This window comes from Streptomyces sp. NPDC016309 (assembly GCF_043077235.1).
Lineage (GTDB): Bacteria > Actinomycetota > Actinomycetes > Streptomycetales > Streptomycetaceae > Streptomyces.
Genome location: NZ_JBIBSG010000001.1, coordinates 215673 through 229905 on the forward strand (window position 1 = coordinate 215673; position 14233 = coordinate 229905).

Genomic DNA, 14233 nt, shown 5'->3' on the forward strand with positions numbered 1-14233 from the left:
AGCCCCACACCCTAGCTCTGCCGTCCCCATGGTTGAGGACACACGGGTGCCGCCGGCGGTTGCACGCCTGTCCTTCTACCCCCGATACGGTGGATATCGGTCGGCCAGTTCCCGCACCTCGGCCCGGACCTTCCCGGCCGCTTCCGGGTCCTCCCGCAGCGCCGCCGTGAACAGCGCGGCGATCCGTTCCATGTCGGCCGGCACCATCCCCTGGGTCGTCACCGCGGCCGTACCGAGCCGGATCCCGCGCCCGTCCCCGTACGGCAGGGCGCACGTGTCCAGCACGATCCCGGCGGCCGCGAGACGGGACCTGGCGATCCGGCCGTCGAGGCCCAGGGGCGCCGGGTCGGCGGTGATCAGATGGGTGTCGGTGCCACCGGTGGTGACGGCGAAGCCCTCGCGGGCGAGCGCGCCGGCGAGGGCGCGCGCGTTGGCCACCACCTGGTGGGCGTACGCGGTGAACGCCGGCGTCGCCGCCTCCCCGAAGGCGACCGCCTTGGCGGCGATGGTGTGCATCTGGGCGCCGCCCTGCGTGAACGGGAACACCGCCCGATCGATGCGCTCGGCGAGCTCGGCGCCGCACAGCAGCATGCCGCCGCGCGGTCCGCGCAGCACCTTGTGCGTGGTCGCGCAGACGACGTCGGCGTACGGGACGGGGTTGGGCGCGGCCCCGCCGGCCACCAGTCCGATCGGGTGGGCGGCGTCGGCGATGAGGCAGGCCCCCACCTCGTCGGCGATCTCCCGGAACGCGGCGTAATCGATGTGCCGGGGGTACGAGATCGAGCCACACACGATCGCCTTCGGGCGGTGCTCGTGCGCCAGCAGCCGCACCTGCTCGTGGTCGATGAGCCCGGACTCGGCGTCCACGCCGTAGGGGACGAAGTCGAACCAGCGGCCGGAGAAGTTGGCCGTCGATCCGTGCGTCAGGTGCCCCCCGTACGCCAGCCCCATGGCCAGCACGGTGTCCCCGGGCCGCAGCAGGGCCGCGTACGCGGCCAGGACGGCCGAGGAGCCCGAGTGGGCCTGCACGTTCGCGTGGTCGGCCCCGAAGAGCGCGGTGGCCCGCTGGACGGCGATCCGTTCGGCGGTGTCCACGTACTCGCAGCCGCCGTGGTACCGGGCGCCGGGGTAGCCCTCGGCGTACTTGTTGGCGAGCGGCGACCCGAGCGCGGCGAGCACGGCGGGCGAGACGAAGTTCTCGGCGGCGATGAGCTGGAGGCTGTCGGCCTGCCGGCGCCCCTCCCCCGCCAGGACGTCGGCGATCTCGGGGTCCTGCCGTCGCAGGACGTCGGCATCCGCCCCGTACGCGTTCGACGCGCGCACATCGGCGGCAGCAGCGGTGACCGGCATCAGTGGCTCCAGGCGTGGGCGGGCCCCGTCACACCCAATGTAGGCCCGCCCCGCCCCCCGCGCCCCGCCGGCGCCGCCCCGGTTCCCCCGTCAGGGCCGCGGGTCCCGGGCGGGCCCGGCGCCGGGGCGCGGCTACCGGCGGGTGGGGACGCCCGTCAGGGCGGTGACGACCGGGTCCAGGGCCTGCTGGATCTCGTCGCCGATGGAGCGGAAGAACGTGATGGGCGCGCCGTACGGGTCGTTGACCTCGTCGGCTTCCGCGCTGGGCGCCAGGAGCCACCCGCGCAGCGCGGCGGCGGCGCGGACCAGGGCGCGGGCGCGCTCGGCCATGCCGTCGCTCAGGGGGTCGGGCAGGGTGGCCGGATCTATCGCCCGTACGAGCCGGGTGAACTCCTTCAGCGTGAACGTGCGCAGCCCGGCCGAATGGCCCATCGAGATGACCTGGGCGCGGTGGTCGCGGGTCGCCGTCAGCACCAGGTCGGCGCGGATGACGTGCTCGTCGAGCAGCTCGCGGCCGACGAAGCCGCTCGCGTCCGCGCCGAAGTCGGCGAGGACGAGCTCGGCGTTGGCCTCCATGGGGGCACCCTCGTGGCCCCAGGTGCCGGCGCTCTCCACGATCAGGCCGCCGCCCAGGGGGTCGCCCAGGCGGTCGCACAGGGCATGGCGGGTCAGCCGCTCGGTGATCGGCGAGCGGCAGACGTTGCCGGTGCTGACGTGGAGGATGCGGAACGAGTGGTCCGTGCCTATGCCACGCCCCTCAGGGGCGGTCAATTGGCCACCTCGAGGTCGGGTACCACCTTGCGCAGCTCGTCGACGGACAGGGCGCCGGCGCGCAGCAGGACCGGGACCTTGCCGGTGACGTCGACGATCGACGACGGGACGATGCCGGGCGTCGGGCCGCCGTCCAGGTACACCGACACGGAGTCGCCGAGCATGCCCTGCGCGGCGTCGCAGTCCTCGGGCGCCGGGTGGCCGGTGAGGTTGGCGGACGAGACGGCCATCGGGCCGACCTCGGTGAGCAGCTCGATGGCGACCGGGTGCAGGGGCATGCGGACGGCCACGGTGCCGCGGGTGTCGCCGAGGTCCCACTGGAGCGACGGCTGGTGCGTGGCGACCAGCGTCAGGGCCCCCGGCCAGAAGGCGTCGACGAGCTCCCAGGCCTGCTCGGAGAAGTCCGTGACCAGGCCGTGCAGCGTGTTCGGGGAGCCGATCAGGACGGGCGTGGGCATGTTGCGGCCGCGTCCCTTGGCCTCCAGCAGGTCGGCGACGGCCTCCGCGCTGAAGGCGTCCGCACCGATCCCGTACACGGTGTCGGTGGGCAGCACGACGAGCTCGCCGCGGCGGACGGCGGACGCGGCCTCACGGAGGCCGGTCGTGCGGTCGGTCGCGTCGTTGCAGTCGTATCGCCGAGCCATGGTGCGGGCCTCCTCGTACACGTGCTTCGTCATGGGGTCGCCTTGCGCGCGGTCGCGAAGCGCGGGCGGTTGTTCAGGTCGGGGTGGTCGGCGGCGTCCGCCCAGCCGGCCTCCTCGTTGAAGATCCACGGCACCTGGCCGCCCTGGGTGTCGGCGTGCTCGACGACGACGAGGCCGCCGGGGCGCAGCAGACGGTGGGCGGTGCGCTCGATGCCGCGGATGGTGTCGAGGCCGTCCTCGCCGGAGAAGAGCGCCATCTCCGGGTCGTGGTCGCGGGCCTCGGGCGCGACGTACTCCCACTCGGTGAGGGGGATGTACGGGGGGTTGGAGATGACCAGGTCGACCTGGCCGTCCAGCTCGGGGAGGGCCGTCAGGGCGTCGCCCTGGTGGACGGTGACCCTGGATCCCTCGGCGTTCTTGCGCGTCCACACCAGGGCGTCCTCGGACAGCTCCACGGCGTGCACGCGGGAGCGCGGCACCTCCTGGGCCATGGCGAGCGCGATGGCGCCGGAGCCGGAGCAGAGATCGACGATCAGCGGTTCGACGACGTCCATCGCCCGTACGGCGTCTATGGCCCACCCGACGACCGACTCGGTCTCGGGGCGCGGCACGAAGACGCCGGGTCCGACCTGGAGCTCCAGGTACCGGAAGAACGCCCGCCCGGTGATGTGCTGGAGCGGCTCGCGGGCCTCCCGGCGCGCGATGGCCTCCCAGTAGCGGGCGTCGAAGTCCGCGTCCTTGACGTTGTGCAGTTCCCCCCGCTTGACGCCGTGCACGAACGCGGCGAGCTCCTCGGCGTCGAAGCGGGGTGACGGCACGCCGGCGTCGGCCAGCCGCTGGGTGGCCTGGGCCACCTCGGCAAGCAGCACACTGCGGGGGCTTGGGGGTCGCCCCCCAAAATGTTGCTGCACGCTGGTCCTCCGGGCTGTGCGGGTGTCGGGTCTTACTGGGCGGCGGCGAGCTTGGCGGCGGAGTCGGCGTCGACACACGCCTGGATCACCGCGTCGAGCTCCCCGTCGAGCACCTGGTCCAAGTTGTACGCCTTGAAGCCGACGCGGTGGTCCGAGATCCGGTTTTCCGGGAAGTTGTACGTCCGGATCTTCTCGGACCGGTCGACGGTGCGCACCTGGCTGCGGCGCGCGTCGGCGGCGTTCTTCTCCGCCTCCTCCTGGGCCGCGGCGAGCAGCCTGGACCGCAGGATACGCATGGCCTGCTCCTTGTTCTGGAGCTGGCTCTTCTCGTTCTGGCAGGAGGCGACGATGCCGGTCGGCAGGTGGGTGATGCGTACGGCGGAGTCGGTGGTGTTGACGGACTGGCCGCCGGGGCCGGAGGACCGGTACACGTCGATGCGCAGGTCGTTGGCGTGGATCTCGACGTCGATCTCCTCGGCCTCGGGCGTCACGAGGACACCGGCGGCGGAGGTGTGGATGCGGCCCTGCGACTCGGTGGCCGGCACGCGCTGCACGCGGTGCACGCCGCCCTCGTACTTCAGGCGGGCCCAGACACCCTGGCCGGGCTCGGTCGCGCCCTGGCCGCCCTTGGTCTTCACGGCGACCTGGACGTCCTTGTAGCCGCCGAGCTCGGACTCGGTGGCGTCGATGATCTCGGTCTTCCAGCCGACGCGCTCGGCGTACCGGAGGTACATGCGCAGCAGGTCACCGGCGAACAGGGCGGACTCGTCGCCGCCCGCGCCCGCCTTGATCTCCAGGATGACGTCCTTGTCGTCGCTGGGGTCGCGCGGGACGAGCAGCAGCCGCAGCTTGTCGGTCAGCTCCTCGCGCTGCTTCTCCAGATCCTTGACCTCGGCGGCGAAGTCGGGGTCCACCTGCGCGTACTCGCGGGCGGTCTCGATGTCCTCGCCGGTCTGCTTCCAGGAGCGGTACGTGCCGACGATCGGGGTCAGCTCGGCGTAGCGCTTGTTGAGCTTGCGGGCGTTGGCCTGATCGGCGTGGACCGAAGGGTCGGCAAGCTTCTTCTCGAGATCGGCGTGCTCGCCGATCAGTTCCTCGACCGCCTCGAACATCGGGGGCTCCTGGTTTCGCGGATGTGGCTGCTGTGGAAGACGGCAAAGCGCCGGTCCCGGCCACCCCGGCGACGCGGGGCGACCGGAGACCGGCGCAGTGGCTCGCTACTTGGAGGAGCCGGCAGCCTTCTTGCCGAAGCGGGCCTCGAAGCGGGCCACACGGCCACCGGTGTCGAGGATCTTCTGCTTGCCCGTGTAGAACGGGTGGCACTCGGAGCAGACCTCGGCACGGATGGTGCCGCCCTGGATCGTGCTACGGGTGGTGAACGACGCGCCACAGGTGCAGCTGACCTGCGTCTCGACGTACTCGGGGTGGATGTCGCGCTTCAAGGTGTCTCCTAGTTTCGGGAGGGCGCCGGGTCGCCCGCGCGGGCTGCGCGTGCGTGAACCGGGGCCGACGTACCAGTCTGCCAGGACCGGCCGTATCTCCCAAAACCAGGGGGTGCCCGGATCTATTCCGGGCTATCTGACCAGCCCGTCGGCCTGCCCCTTCGCGGTGTCCGCGGTGGCGGCGGCGGGGATCGGCCGGTCCGCCTTGAGGGCCGCCCAGACCTGCTGGGACTGGGCCTGGAGGGGGATGACGCGGTTGAGGTCGGCGGGGTCGTACTGGACCGGGAGCGTGACCATGTGGACGTCGTCGGCGCCGAGCTGCCCCAGGCCGCCCGCGAAGTCGGCGAGCTCCTTGACGGAGTCGAGCTCGGAGTCGGGCGTGATCGCCTTGGTGGCGGTGTCGGCGAGGTTCCACAGCTTCTTGGGGCTGCTGAAGACGCCGACGCTCTTGGCCTGCTCGATGAAGGCCTTCATGAACGCCTGCTGGAGCTGTATGCGCCCGAGGTCGCTGCCGTCGCCGACGCCCTTGCGGGTGCGTACGAGGCCGAGGGCCTGCTCGCCGCCGAGGGTGTGGGTGCCGGCGGGGAGGGCGAGGTGGCTGCTCTTGTCGTCGATCGGCCGGGTGGTGGTGATCTCCACGCCGCCGAGCTCGTCGATCAGCTTCTTGAAGCCGGTGAAGTCGACCTCGATGTAGTGGTCCATGCGGATGCCGGACATCTTCTCGACCGTCTTCACCGCGCAGGCCGGGCCGCCGACCTCGTACGCCGTGTTGAACATGGCCTTGTGCCGGCCGGCCACCTTCGCGCCGGACTTGTCGGTGCAGTCGGGGCGCTCGACGATCGTGTCGCGGGGCAGGGAGACGACGCTGGCCTTCTTGTGGCCCTCGTACAGGTGCAGGACCATCGCGGTGTCGGAGCGGGCGGCGCCCTCGTCCCTGCCGTACGCGCCGTTGGCGCCGGAGCGGGAGTCGGAGCCCAGGACCAGGATGTCCACGGAGCCGTTGTCGACGTCCTGCGGGCGCTCGTCGTCACGCAACTGGGCGTTGATGTCGACGCTCTCGATGTTGCCGTTGAGCGTGAAGTACACGTACCCGAACCCGCACCCGCCCACCGCGACCAGCCCGGCGGCGGACCAGGCGGCGACGGTGAACGCCTTGCGTCCCTTGCCCCGCTGGATGCGGCGGCGTCCGGTGGCGCGTATTCGGCTGGTCCTGCTGCCCTGCTCGGCCATGTTCTCCTCAGTCCTCGCTGGTTCCGCTACCCCCAGCTGTGGTGATCAGGCACTGTGTGGCCTGTCAGACGGGGAAGCGGCCCAAAGGGTTGCACGGCCGGGTAAAAGGCCCCTCAGGGCGCCCCGCGCGTGCCGCACGGCCGCCCGGCGCACCCGGACGCCCACCGACCAGCGGTTTCGCCGCCCCGCTCAGCAGGACGCGGACGGCCCCGACCCCCGCCACGGCGTGACGGAGATCCCACCGGACCGGGGTGTCACGCCTTCAGGCGCAGGGCGAAGGAGCACCTGAGGGTCTGGCTGAACCGCCAGTCGCCCTGCCGGTAGTCGTACCTGCACGACGTCGCGTCCCGCCGCACGGGGCCGGTGATCCGGAGCTGGGCCATGTAGACGACCTCGCTGACCGTCTTAGCCTGCACCGTGAAGCCCCGGGGGGAGTGGTCCCTCAGCTCACGGAAGCGGGGGGAATGCGGGTCGCCCTCCTTGACGAGCAGAGGAATACCGTCGGTGTCGTCCAGGCTGTAGGCGCCGTACCGGTCGATTTCCACACCGCCGGGGACGTCCAGGATTTCCGCCCCCACGATTTCCACGTCGTCGTCGGACATGTTGGTGGGCACGGGAATCGCGTACCAGAAAACGTCCCCGACGGCGGCGTGCTCGTACCCGACGGTTCCCGAGGAGTGGTTCCCCCCGTCGAGAGCCCTACCGGTGAGCGTCCCGGGCGCCTTCTCCGGTCCCCCGGCACAGCCCGCGGCCACAAGGCACGACAGGGCCAGGAGGCACGCGATGCCAGGACGGGCGAACCGCACCCCCGCGGACGGCCGAAGACTCATTCTCATCCCCCGTTGTTCGTTCCCCCGGCTCGCATCACCGGGGCGGCATCTCGCGCACGGAATGCGTGACGATCATGCCGGGCTCAGGCACATGGAAGCACCATTCATCGGCTCGGTGGTGGGTCTCGTGCAAGATCTGAGCGCTTATTGAGCTTCCCCGGGAAAACGGAAGGTGCCCACCGCCTGGGAGGCGATGGGCACCGACCGGGAAAGGGCGCGCCGGACGTCAGCCGAACAGGTTGTACGCCTGCCAGCCGGTGCCGAAGTCCTTGCGGGCGAGGAAACCGCCCCTGCCGTTGCCCGGGTACAGCCAGAGCTTGCCGGCCGTGTCGCGGGCGAGGACGTCGGCGACGCCGTCGCTGTTGACGTCACCGGTGGTGGCGAGCGCGTTCATGGAGCCGAAGGCCCCGACGAGGACGGGCGCGGCCCACGGCTTGGTGGCGACGCCGGTGCCCTTGTAGAGGTAGGTCTTGCCGTCCTTCGCGCGGGCGAAGATGTCCGCCTTGCCGTCGTTGGTGAAGTCGCCGTGGCCGCGGACCATCGTGTAGGAGCCCCAGCCCGAGCCCACGGCGACGGGGGCGGCGAAGGCGCCATTGCCCTTGCCGGGGTAGATGCGCATGGTGCCGGTCGAGTCGACGGCGATCATGTCGGGCAGCTCGTCGCCCGTGACGTCACCGGGGAGCAGGATGGCCTTGTGCTTGCTCCAGCCCTTGGCGATGAGCTTGGGGTCGGCGGTGTCGCTGTACGACCAGTAGACCTCACCGTCACTGAACCGGTAGAGCAGGTCCTGAAGACCGTCTCGGTTGAGGTCGTCCTGCGTGATCATGTTCACGCCGGTGGGCTTGCCGAGGTTGTAGGTCCGGCTCAGCGAGGTGACCTTCGAGGTCCAGCCGAACAGCGTGCCGTCCGACGCACGTCGTGCCAGCAGGTCGGCGGTGTGGTCGCCGCTCAGGTTGGAGTCGGCGACACGCGCCTGGACCGGCGCCGAGTAGGTGGAGACCTTCGCGTAGACGCCGTACTTGCCCTGTGCGGAGCAGTCGACATCACCCCAGGAGACGACGCCGACCAGCTTGCCGCCCACCACGAGGGGGCCGCCGGAGTCACCGTTGCAGGTGGTCTCGCTCGTCGCGTCACTGCCGGTCGGCGCGGCACCGGCGCACAGCATGTGGCCCCTGACGAAGCCCTCGCTGTAGGCGGTTGCGCAGTTCGTGTCGGACACGACGTCGGCGTCCGCGACCTTCAGGGTCTGCGAGGCGCTGTTGGGCTCCGTGGAGCTGGTGCGGCCCCAGCCGTACACCTTGCCGTCCAGACCGGCCTGGTAGAGCGCGGAGTCCGTCGGCTGCGCCAGCGGCAGCGGCTTGACGGTGGTGGGGGCGGCCAAGGTCAGGACGGCCACGTCGTTGTCGAGCGTGTACTCGTTGTACGACGGGTGGTGCCACTGGCGGCTGACGTTGTACGCCTTGCCTCCGTGGAGGTCCGTACCCGTCGGCAACTGGTCGGTGCCCACGATGATGCTGCCGACCGCGTACCACTTGATGCCCTTGACGCAGTGGGCCGCGGTGAGGACCTTGGTCGGGGCGATCACGGCACCGCCGCAGAAGTAGCCGGCGCCGGTGCTGTCCTTGAAGTGCAGCTGCGCCATCCACGGCGCGGTGGAGATGGAGGTCTCCTGCCCGCCGATGATGCGGGCGCTGGGCGCGCTCTCCACGGAGGCGTCCGGCTGCTTCACCAGGGATCGCGGGCTCTTGGCGTCGGCCGCCATCGCGTCGGCCGCGCGCTGGGCCAGTTCCTCCTGCGGAACCGTGTCCGACTGCGACGGCAGCGCGCTGATGCGAGGCGCCTCGCCTGCTTCCGCCGAGTCGGAGTTCGTGACGGCGATACCGGCCCCCACCAGGGCGACGACTGCGGCGGCGGCCGGCAGTGCCAGTGTCATACGGCGCCGGTGACGGCCGCCGCGCGTGCCTATCTGCACTGAGTAAACCCCTTGGGTCGACCCGGCGGAGCGCGACCGCAACGCCGGAAGAATCCATGACGGTGGCGGGGCGTGACTGCGACACGGGCAGTGAGCCGGAAAACCCCCCTGGCCTCGGCTCGGACTGCGCGGCGGAATCCCCCCACGTCGATGGGAGGATGCTACGCCTGTCAAGTGTTGGTTGACCAGCGGCGGGTGAGAATCCCGTGAAAAGGCGTGAAAAAGGCCCTCCCCGTCACCGAAGTGACCGGGAGGGCCTCCTGAGGCGGCGTCAGTCGTTGCTGTTGCCGGACGACGGGGTCGTCTTCTGGATCTGGAGCAGGAATTCGGCGTTCGACTTCGTCTGCTTCATCTTGTCGAGCAGCAGCTCGATCGCCTGCTGCTGGTCGAGCGCATGCAGCACCCGGCGCAGCTTCCAGACGATGGCGAGCTCGTCGCTGCCCAGCAGGATCTCCTCCTTGCGGGTGCCGGACGCGTCGACGTCCACCGCCGGGAAGATGCGCTTGTCGGCGAGCTTCCGGTCGAGCTTGAGCTCCATGTTGCCGGTGCCCTTGAACTCCTCGAAGATCACCTCGTCCATGCGCGAGCCGGTGTCGACCAGCGCGGTGGCCAGGATGGTCAGCGAGCCGCCGTCCTCGATGTTGCGCGCGGCACCGAAGAAGCGCTTCGGCGGGTAGAGCGCGGTCGAGTCGACACCACCGGAGAGGATGCGGCCGGAGGCGGGCGCCGCGAGGTTGTACGCGCGGCCCAGGCGGGTGATCGAGTCGAGCAGGACGACCACGTCGTGACCCAGCTCCACCAGGCGCTTGGCGCGCTCGATGGCCAGCTCGGCGACGGTGGTGTGGTCCTCGGCCGGACGGTCGAAGGTCGAGGAGATGACCTCGCCCTTGACCGACCGCTGCATGTCGGTGACCTCTTCCGGACGCTCGTCGACGAGGACGACCATCAGGTGGCACTCGGGGTTGTTCGTGGTGATCGCGTTGGCGACCGCCTGCATGATCATGGTCTTGCCGGTCTTCGGCGGGGCCACGATCAGGCCTCGCTGCCCCTTGCCGATCGGCGACACGAGGTCGATGATCCGCGTGGTCAGCACACCCGGGTCGGTCTCCAGACGGAGACGGTCCTGCGGGTAGAGCGGGGTCAGCTTGTTGAACTCGGGGCGGCCCCGGCCGGAGTCGGCGGCCATGCCGTTGGCCGAGTCCAGACGGACCAGCGCGTTGAACTTCTCGCGGCGCTCGCCCTCCTTCGGCTGGCGTACGGCGCCGGTGATGTGGTCACCCTTGCGCAGGCCGTTCTTGCGGACCTGGGCGAGGGAGACGTACACGTCGTTCGGGCCGGGCAGGTAGCCGGAGGTCCGGATGAACGCGTAGTTGTCGAGGATGTCCAGGATGCCCGCGACCGGGATCAGGACGTCGTCCTCGGAGACCTGCGGCTCGCCGGCCTGGAAGTCGTCGCGGCCACGGCGGCCACGACGGTCGCGGTAGCGGCCACGGCGGCCGCGGCGGCCGCCCTCGTCGTCGAAGTCGTCCTGCGGGCCGGTCTGGCCGCCCTGCTGGCCGCCCTGGCGCTGCTGACGCTGGCCGCCGCCCTGCTGGTCGTCGCCCTTGCCGCCGCGGTCCCGCTGACGGTCACGCTGGCGGTCCCGGCGTTCGCCGCGGTCACCACGCTCGCCGCGGTCGCCGCGGTCGCGCTGGCGGTCGCGGCGGCTGCCCTCGGCGGTGTCGGCGGACGCGTCGCCCTTGGTCTCGGGCTGGCCGTCGGCCCGGGTGTCGGTCTTCGCCTCCGTACGGACGTCGGCGCGGACCTCGGTCCGGACGTCGCCCTCGGGGCTGCCGGCGGGGGCGGTGGCGCGACGGCGGCGGCGCTCGCCGGCGGGCTGGTCGTCACCGGAGGCGCCGCCCTGCTCGGCCGGGGCCGAAAGCTTCGGGGAGGGCTGGCCGGGGATCTCGATCTGCTGCTGCGCCACGGCCTTGTCGGCCTTCTCGGCGGCCTTGTCGGCCTTGCCGGAGGCGTCCTCGCCCGTGCGGGCCTTGGAGGTGGCGCGACGCTTGGGCTTCGTCTCGGCGGCACCTGCCGCGTCGGCGGTCTTGGGCGCGGAGGCACCGCCTCCGGCCTGCGCCTCCTTGATGACCTCGATCAGCTGGCTCTTGCGCATGCGCGCGGTGCCCCTGATGCCGAGGCCGGACGCGACCTGCTGCAGCTCGGCCAGGACCATGCCGTCGAGGCCGGTGCCGGAGCGGCGGCGCCGTGACGTGGTGCCAGTGGCAGCACCTGCGGCGGGCGCGGCGGTGTCGACACTGTTGTCGGCAGTCACGCCCATCAGATCGGTGGTGTCGCTCACGAAGGGTCCTTCCCTGGAGCGGACGTCGGCCTTCTGGCTCGGCGACCGGTTGTGCTGTCCGACAGCGGTCCTTGATCGGTGGACCGAGTCGGGGCGGTGGTCCCGCCGGGTACGGCGGAGAAGAGGAACGTGCTTGGGTCCGGCCCGAGGCCCCCTGCTCGGCCCGCTCCTGGGAAAAGCGAGGGGTGTCGCGCGCCGGTTCCGGAGCGTGCTCGAAACTGCTCAGGCAGGCTGCTCAGGCAGTGGAGGAGGCTCCCGGAAGAATGGTGGTCCCGGATGGGGACACTCAGCACCACGCCACAAAGACGTCGGGTGCAGACTCGAGGTTAACACTACCGGCTCCAACAAACATTCCCCCTCTCCAACACCGGCAACCGTGTACTACGGGGCGAGCGGCAGGACGCTCGCGCCCGAGGCGTCGAGGGCCAGCCGGTTGGCCGCCCAGCCCTCGCCCGCCAGCCGCGCGACCTTGTCCGCCGCGCCGCCCTCGGCCAGCGCGAGCACCGTGGGACCCGCACCGGAGATGACCGCGGGAACGCCGTCCGCGCGCAGTCGGTTCACAAGTGCGATGCTCTCCGGCATCGCGGGAGCCCGGTACTCCTGGTGGAGGCGGTCCTCGGTGGCGGCCAGCAGCAGCTCGGGGCGCCTGGTCAGGGCCTCGACGAGCAGCGCGGCACGGCCGGCGTTGACCGCGGCGTCCACGTGGGGGACGGTGCGCGGCAGCAGGCCGCGGGCGGTCTCGGTGAGGACGGGCTTCGCGGGGACGAAAACCACCGGAACGATGGAATCCGACGGGTTCATCCTGATCGCCCGGGCGGCGCCGCCCTCCATCCAGGCGAGCGTGAAACCGCCGAGCAGACAGGCGGCCACGTTGTCCGGGTGGCCCTCGATCTCGGTGGCGAGCTCCAGCAGCGCCGCGTCGTCGAGCCTGGCGTCGCCGCCTATGGTCACGGCGCGGGCGGCGACGATGCCGGCGCAGATGGCGGCGGAGGAGGAGCCGAGGCCCCGGCCGTGCGGGATGCGGTTCGCGCAGACGACCTCCAGGCCGCGCGGCTGGCCGCCGAGCAGGTCGAAGGCCGTGCGCATGGAGCGTACGAGCAGATGGCTCTCGTCGCGCGGGAGGGTCTCGGCGCCCTCTCCGGCGATGTCGATGTGCAGCCCGGAGTCGGCGACCCGGACGACGACGTCGTCGTACAGCCCCAGCGACAGGCCGAGGGCGTCGAAGCCCGGGCCGAGGTTGGCGCTGGTGGCGGGAACGCGCACCCGGACGGCGGCGGCGCGGAACGCGGGACCGGCCATCGCTCGATGACTCTCCTTGGATCTGACGACGTGGTTGTCGCGTGTTGTGCGAGGTCGGGGGGTCGTGGTTCTACAGGGGGTACGGGGGTGGTGCGAGGAGTACGAAGACCCGTGGGCCGCAGCGGCATCAACGGCAACAGCACCGCGGCATATGCGGCGGGGCGGGTTCGGTACAGCCTATCGAAGGAAGGTTCTGTGGCGACATAGGGCGCACAGGAGGCGCACGATGCGTGTCGCGAGCCGTGCCGTGCTTCGGAGTACGACACCGTGCGGGTTGCGAATTTCGGCCAGATTTCGCAGCTCGGGGGCATGGGCCGCCGCGCGGGCCGGAAGGGGGCCGTCCGGGCTCCGGGCGGTGACCCGCCGGAGCCCGGACGGCGCCTCAGACCAGGCCGAGCCGCTCCGCGGCGGTGGCCGCGTCGACCGGTACGGTGACCGGCTGCGGCGCTCCGGCGACCGCCCAGTCCGGGTCCTTGAGGCCGTTTCCGGTCACGGTGCACACGATCTTCTGGCCCGGGTCCACCTTGCCCTGCTCGGCCGCCTTCAGCAGGCCGGCCACCGAGGCGGCGGAGGCGGGCTCCACGAACACGCCCTCCTGAGAGGCCAACAGGCGGTAGGCGCGCAGGATCTCACGGTCCGTCACCTCGTCGATGAAGCCGCCCGACTCGTCCCGCGCGGCCAGCGCGAAGTCCCAGGACGCCGGGTTGCCGATGCGGATCGCGGTGGCGATGGTCGACGGGTCCTTGACGACCTCGCCCCGCACCAGGGGCGCGGAGCCGGAGGCCTGGAAGCCCCACATGCGGGGGGTGCGGGTGGAGACCCCGTCCGCCGCGTACTCCTTGTAGCCCTTCCAGTAGGCGGTGATGTTGCCGGCGTTGCCGACGGGCAGGACGTGGACGTCGGGGGCGTCGCCCAGCATGTCCACGATCTCGAAGGCGGCGGTCTTCTGCCCCTCGATGCGGACCGGGTTGACCGAATTGACCAGCGCCACCGGGTAGTTGTCGGAGAGCGCGCGGGCCAGCGTCAGGCAGTCGTCGAAGTTGCCGTCGACCTGGAGGATCTTGGCGCCGTGGACCAGGGCCTGGCCCATCTTGCCGAGCGCGATCTTGCCCTGGGGCACCAGGACGGCGGAGACCATGCCGGCCCGGACGGCGTACGCGGCCGCCGAGGCGGACGTGTTGCCGGTGGAGGCGCAGATGACGGCCTGCGCGCCCTCCTCCTTGGCCCGGGTGATGGCCATGGTCATGCCGCGGTCCTTGAAGGAGCCGGTGGGGTTGGCGCCCTCCACCTTCAGGTGCACCTCGCACCCCGTGCGCTCGGAGAGCACCTGCGCGGGTACGAGCGGCGTACCACCCTCACGGAGCGTGACGACCGGGGTCGTGTCCGTGACCGGGAGCCGGTCGCGGTACTCCTCGATGATTCCGCGCCACTGGTGAGTCATTG

Annotated in this window: 12 protein-coding genes; all 12 read right to left on the reverse strand. The window is 71.3% G+C overall.

All coding sequences use genetic code 11. The annotated features are described in order from the left end of the window. Positions 1 to 75: 75 nt before the first annotated feature. Positions 76 to 1350, reverse strand: coding sequence for a serine hydroxymethyltransferase (gene glyA / locus ACF068_RS00930; protein WP_392272007.1), 1275 nt, complete (start codon positions 1348 to 1350; stop codon positions 76 to 78). 132 nt (positions 1351 to 1482) lie between these two features. Continuing rightward, on the reverse strand, positions 1483 to 2121 hold the full coding sequence (locus tag ACF068_RS00935) for a protein-tyrosine-phosphatase (protein WP_392272008.1): 639 nt from the start codon (positions 2119 to 2121) through the stop codon (positions 1483 to 1485). After that, complete coding sequence (locus ACF068_RS00940) at positions 2118 to 2765, reverse strand: L-threonylcarbamoyladenylate synthase (RefSeq protein ID WP_392272667.1); 648 nt, start codon at positions 2763 to 2765, stop codon at positions 2118 to 2120. The genes ACF068_RS00935 and ACF068_RS00940 overlap by 4 nt, the downstream gene beginning before the upstream one ends. A gap of 29 nt (positions 2766 to 2794) precedes the next feature. Then, positions 2795 to 3676, reverse strand: a complete 882-nt coding sequence (prmC, locus tag ACF068_RS00945) for a peptide chain release factor N(5)-glutamine methyltransferase (protein ID WP_179166411.1) — start codon at positions 3674 to 3676, stop codon at positions 2795 to 2797. 32 nt (positions 3677 to 3708) lie between these two features. Next, the gene (gene prfA / locus ACF068_RS00950; protein ID WP_392272009.1) at positions 3709 to 4788 is read right to left on the reverse strand and encodes a peptide chain release factor 1; all 1080 of its coding nucleotides are present in this window, start codon (positions 4786 to 4788) and stop codon (positions 3709 to 3711) included. 105 nt (positions 4789 to 4893) lie between these two features. Then, on the reverse strand, positions 4894 to 5118 hold the full coding sequence (gene rpmE, locus ACF068_RS00955; protein ID WP_392272010.1) for a 50S ribosomal protein L31: 225 nt from the start codon (positions 5116 to 5118) through the stop codon (positions 4894 to 4896). 132 nt (positions 5119 to 5250) lie between these two features. After that, a complete protein-coding gene (locus ACF068_RS00960) occupies positions 5251 to 6348 on the reverse strand; it encodes an LCP family protein (protein WP_392272011.1) in 1098 nt (365 codons plus the stop codon). Positions 6349 to 6602: 254 nt separating this feature from the next. Then, a complete protein-coding gene (locus tag ACF068_RS00965; protein WP_392272012.1) occupies positions 6603 to 6962 on the reverse strand; it encodes a hypothetical protein in 360 nt (119 codons plus the stop codon). Positions 6963 to 7404: 442 nt separating this feature from the next. Continuing rightward, positions 7405 to 9111 (reverse strand): trypsin-like serine protease, encoded by a 1707-nt coding sequence (locus ACF068_RS00970; RefSeq protein WP_392272013.1) that lies wholly within the window; start codon positions 9109 to 9111, stop codon positions 7405 to 7407. A 310-nt stretch (positions 9112 to 9421) separates the two neighbouring features. Then, positions 9422 to 11491, reverse strand: coding sequence for a transcription termination factor Rho (gene rho / locus ACF068_RS00975; protein WP_392272014.1), 2070 nt, complete (start codon positions 11489 to 11491; stop codon positions 9422 to 9424). Positions 11492 to 11872: 381 nt separating this feature from the next. Beyond that, on the reverse strand, positions 11873 to 12790 hold the full coding sequence (gene thrB, locus ACF068_RS00980) for a homoserine kinase (RefSeq protein ID WP_392272015.1): 918 nt from the start codon (positions 12788 to 12790) through the stop codon (positions 11873 to 11875). 382 nt (positions 12791 to 13172) lie between these two features. Beyond that, a complete protein-coding gene (gene thrC / locus ACF068_RS00985) occupies positions 13173 to 14231 on the reverse strand; it encodes a threonine synthase (RefSeq protein WP_392272016.1) in 1059 nt (352 codons plus the stop codon). Positions 14232 to 14233 lie beyond the last annotated feature (2 nt).

Coding starts and splice junctions, on each gene's coding strand:
- glyA (WP_392272007.1), bottom strand. CDS start 1,350: ATGCCGGTCACCGCTGCTGCCGCCGATGTGCGCGCGTCGAACGCGTAC.
- ACF068_RS00940 (WP_392272667.1), bottom strand. CDS start 2,765: ATGGCTCGGCGATACGACTGCAACGACGCGACCGACCGCACGACCGGC.
- prfA (WP_392272009.1), bottom strand. CDS start 4,788: ATGTTCGAGGCGGTCGAGGAACTGATCGGCGAGCACGCCGATCTCGAG.
- ACF068_RS00960 (WP_392272011.1), bottom strand. CDS start 6,348: ATGGCCGAGCAGGGCAGCAGGACCAGCCGAATACGCGCCACCGGACGC.
- ACF068_RS00970 (WP_392272013.1), bottom strand. CDS start 9,111: ATGACACTGGCACTGCCGGCCGCCGCCGCAGTCGTCGCCCTGGTGGGG.
- thrB (WP_392272015.1), bottom strand. CDS start 12,790: ATGGCCGGTCCCGCGTTCCGCGCCGCCGCCGTCCGGGTGCGCGTTCCC.
- thrC (WP_392272016.1), bottom strand. CDS start 14,231: ATGACTCACCAGTGGCGCGGAATCATCGAGGAGTACCGCGACCGGCTC.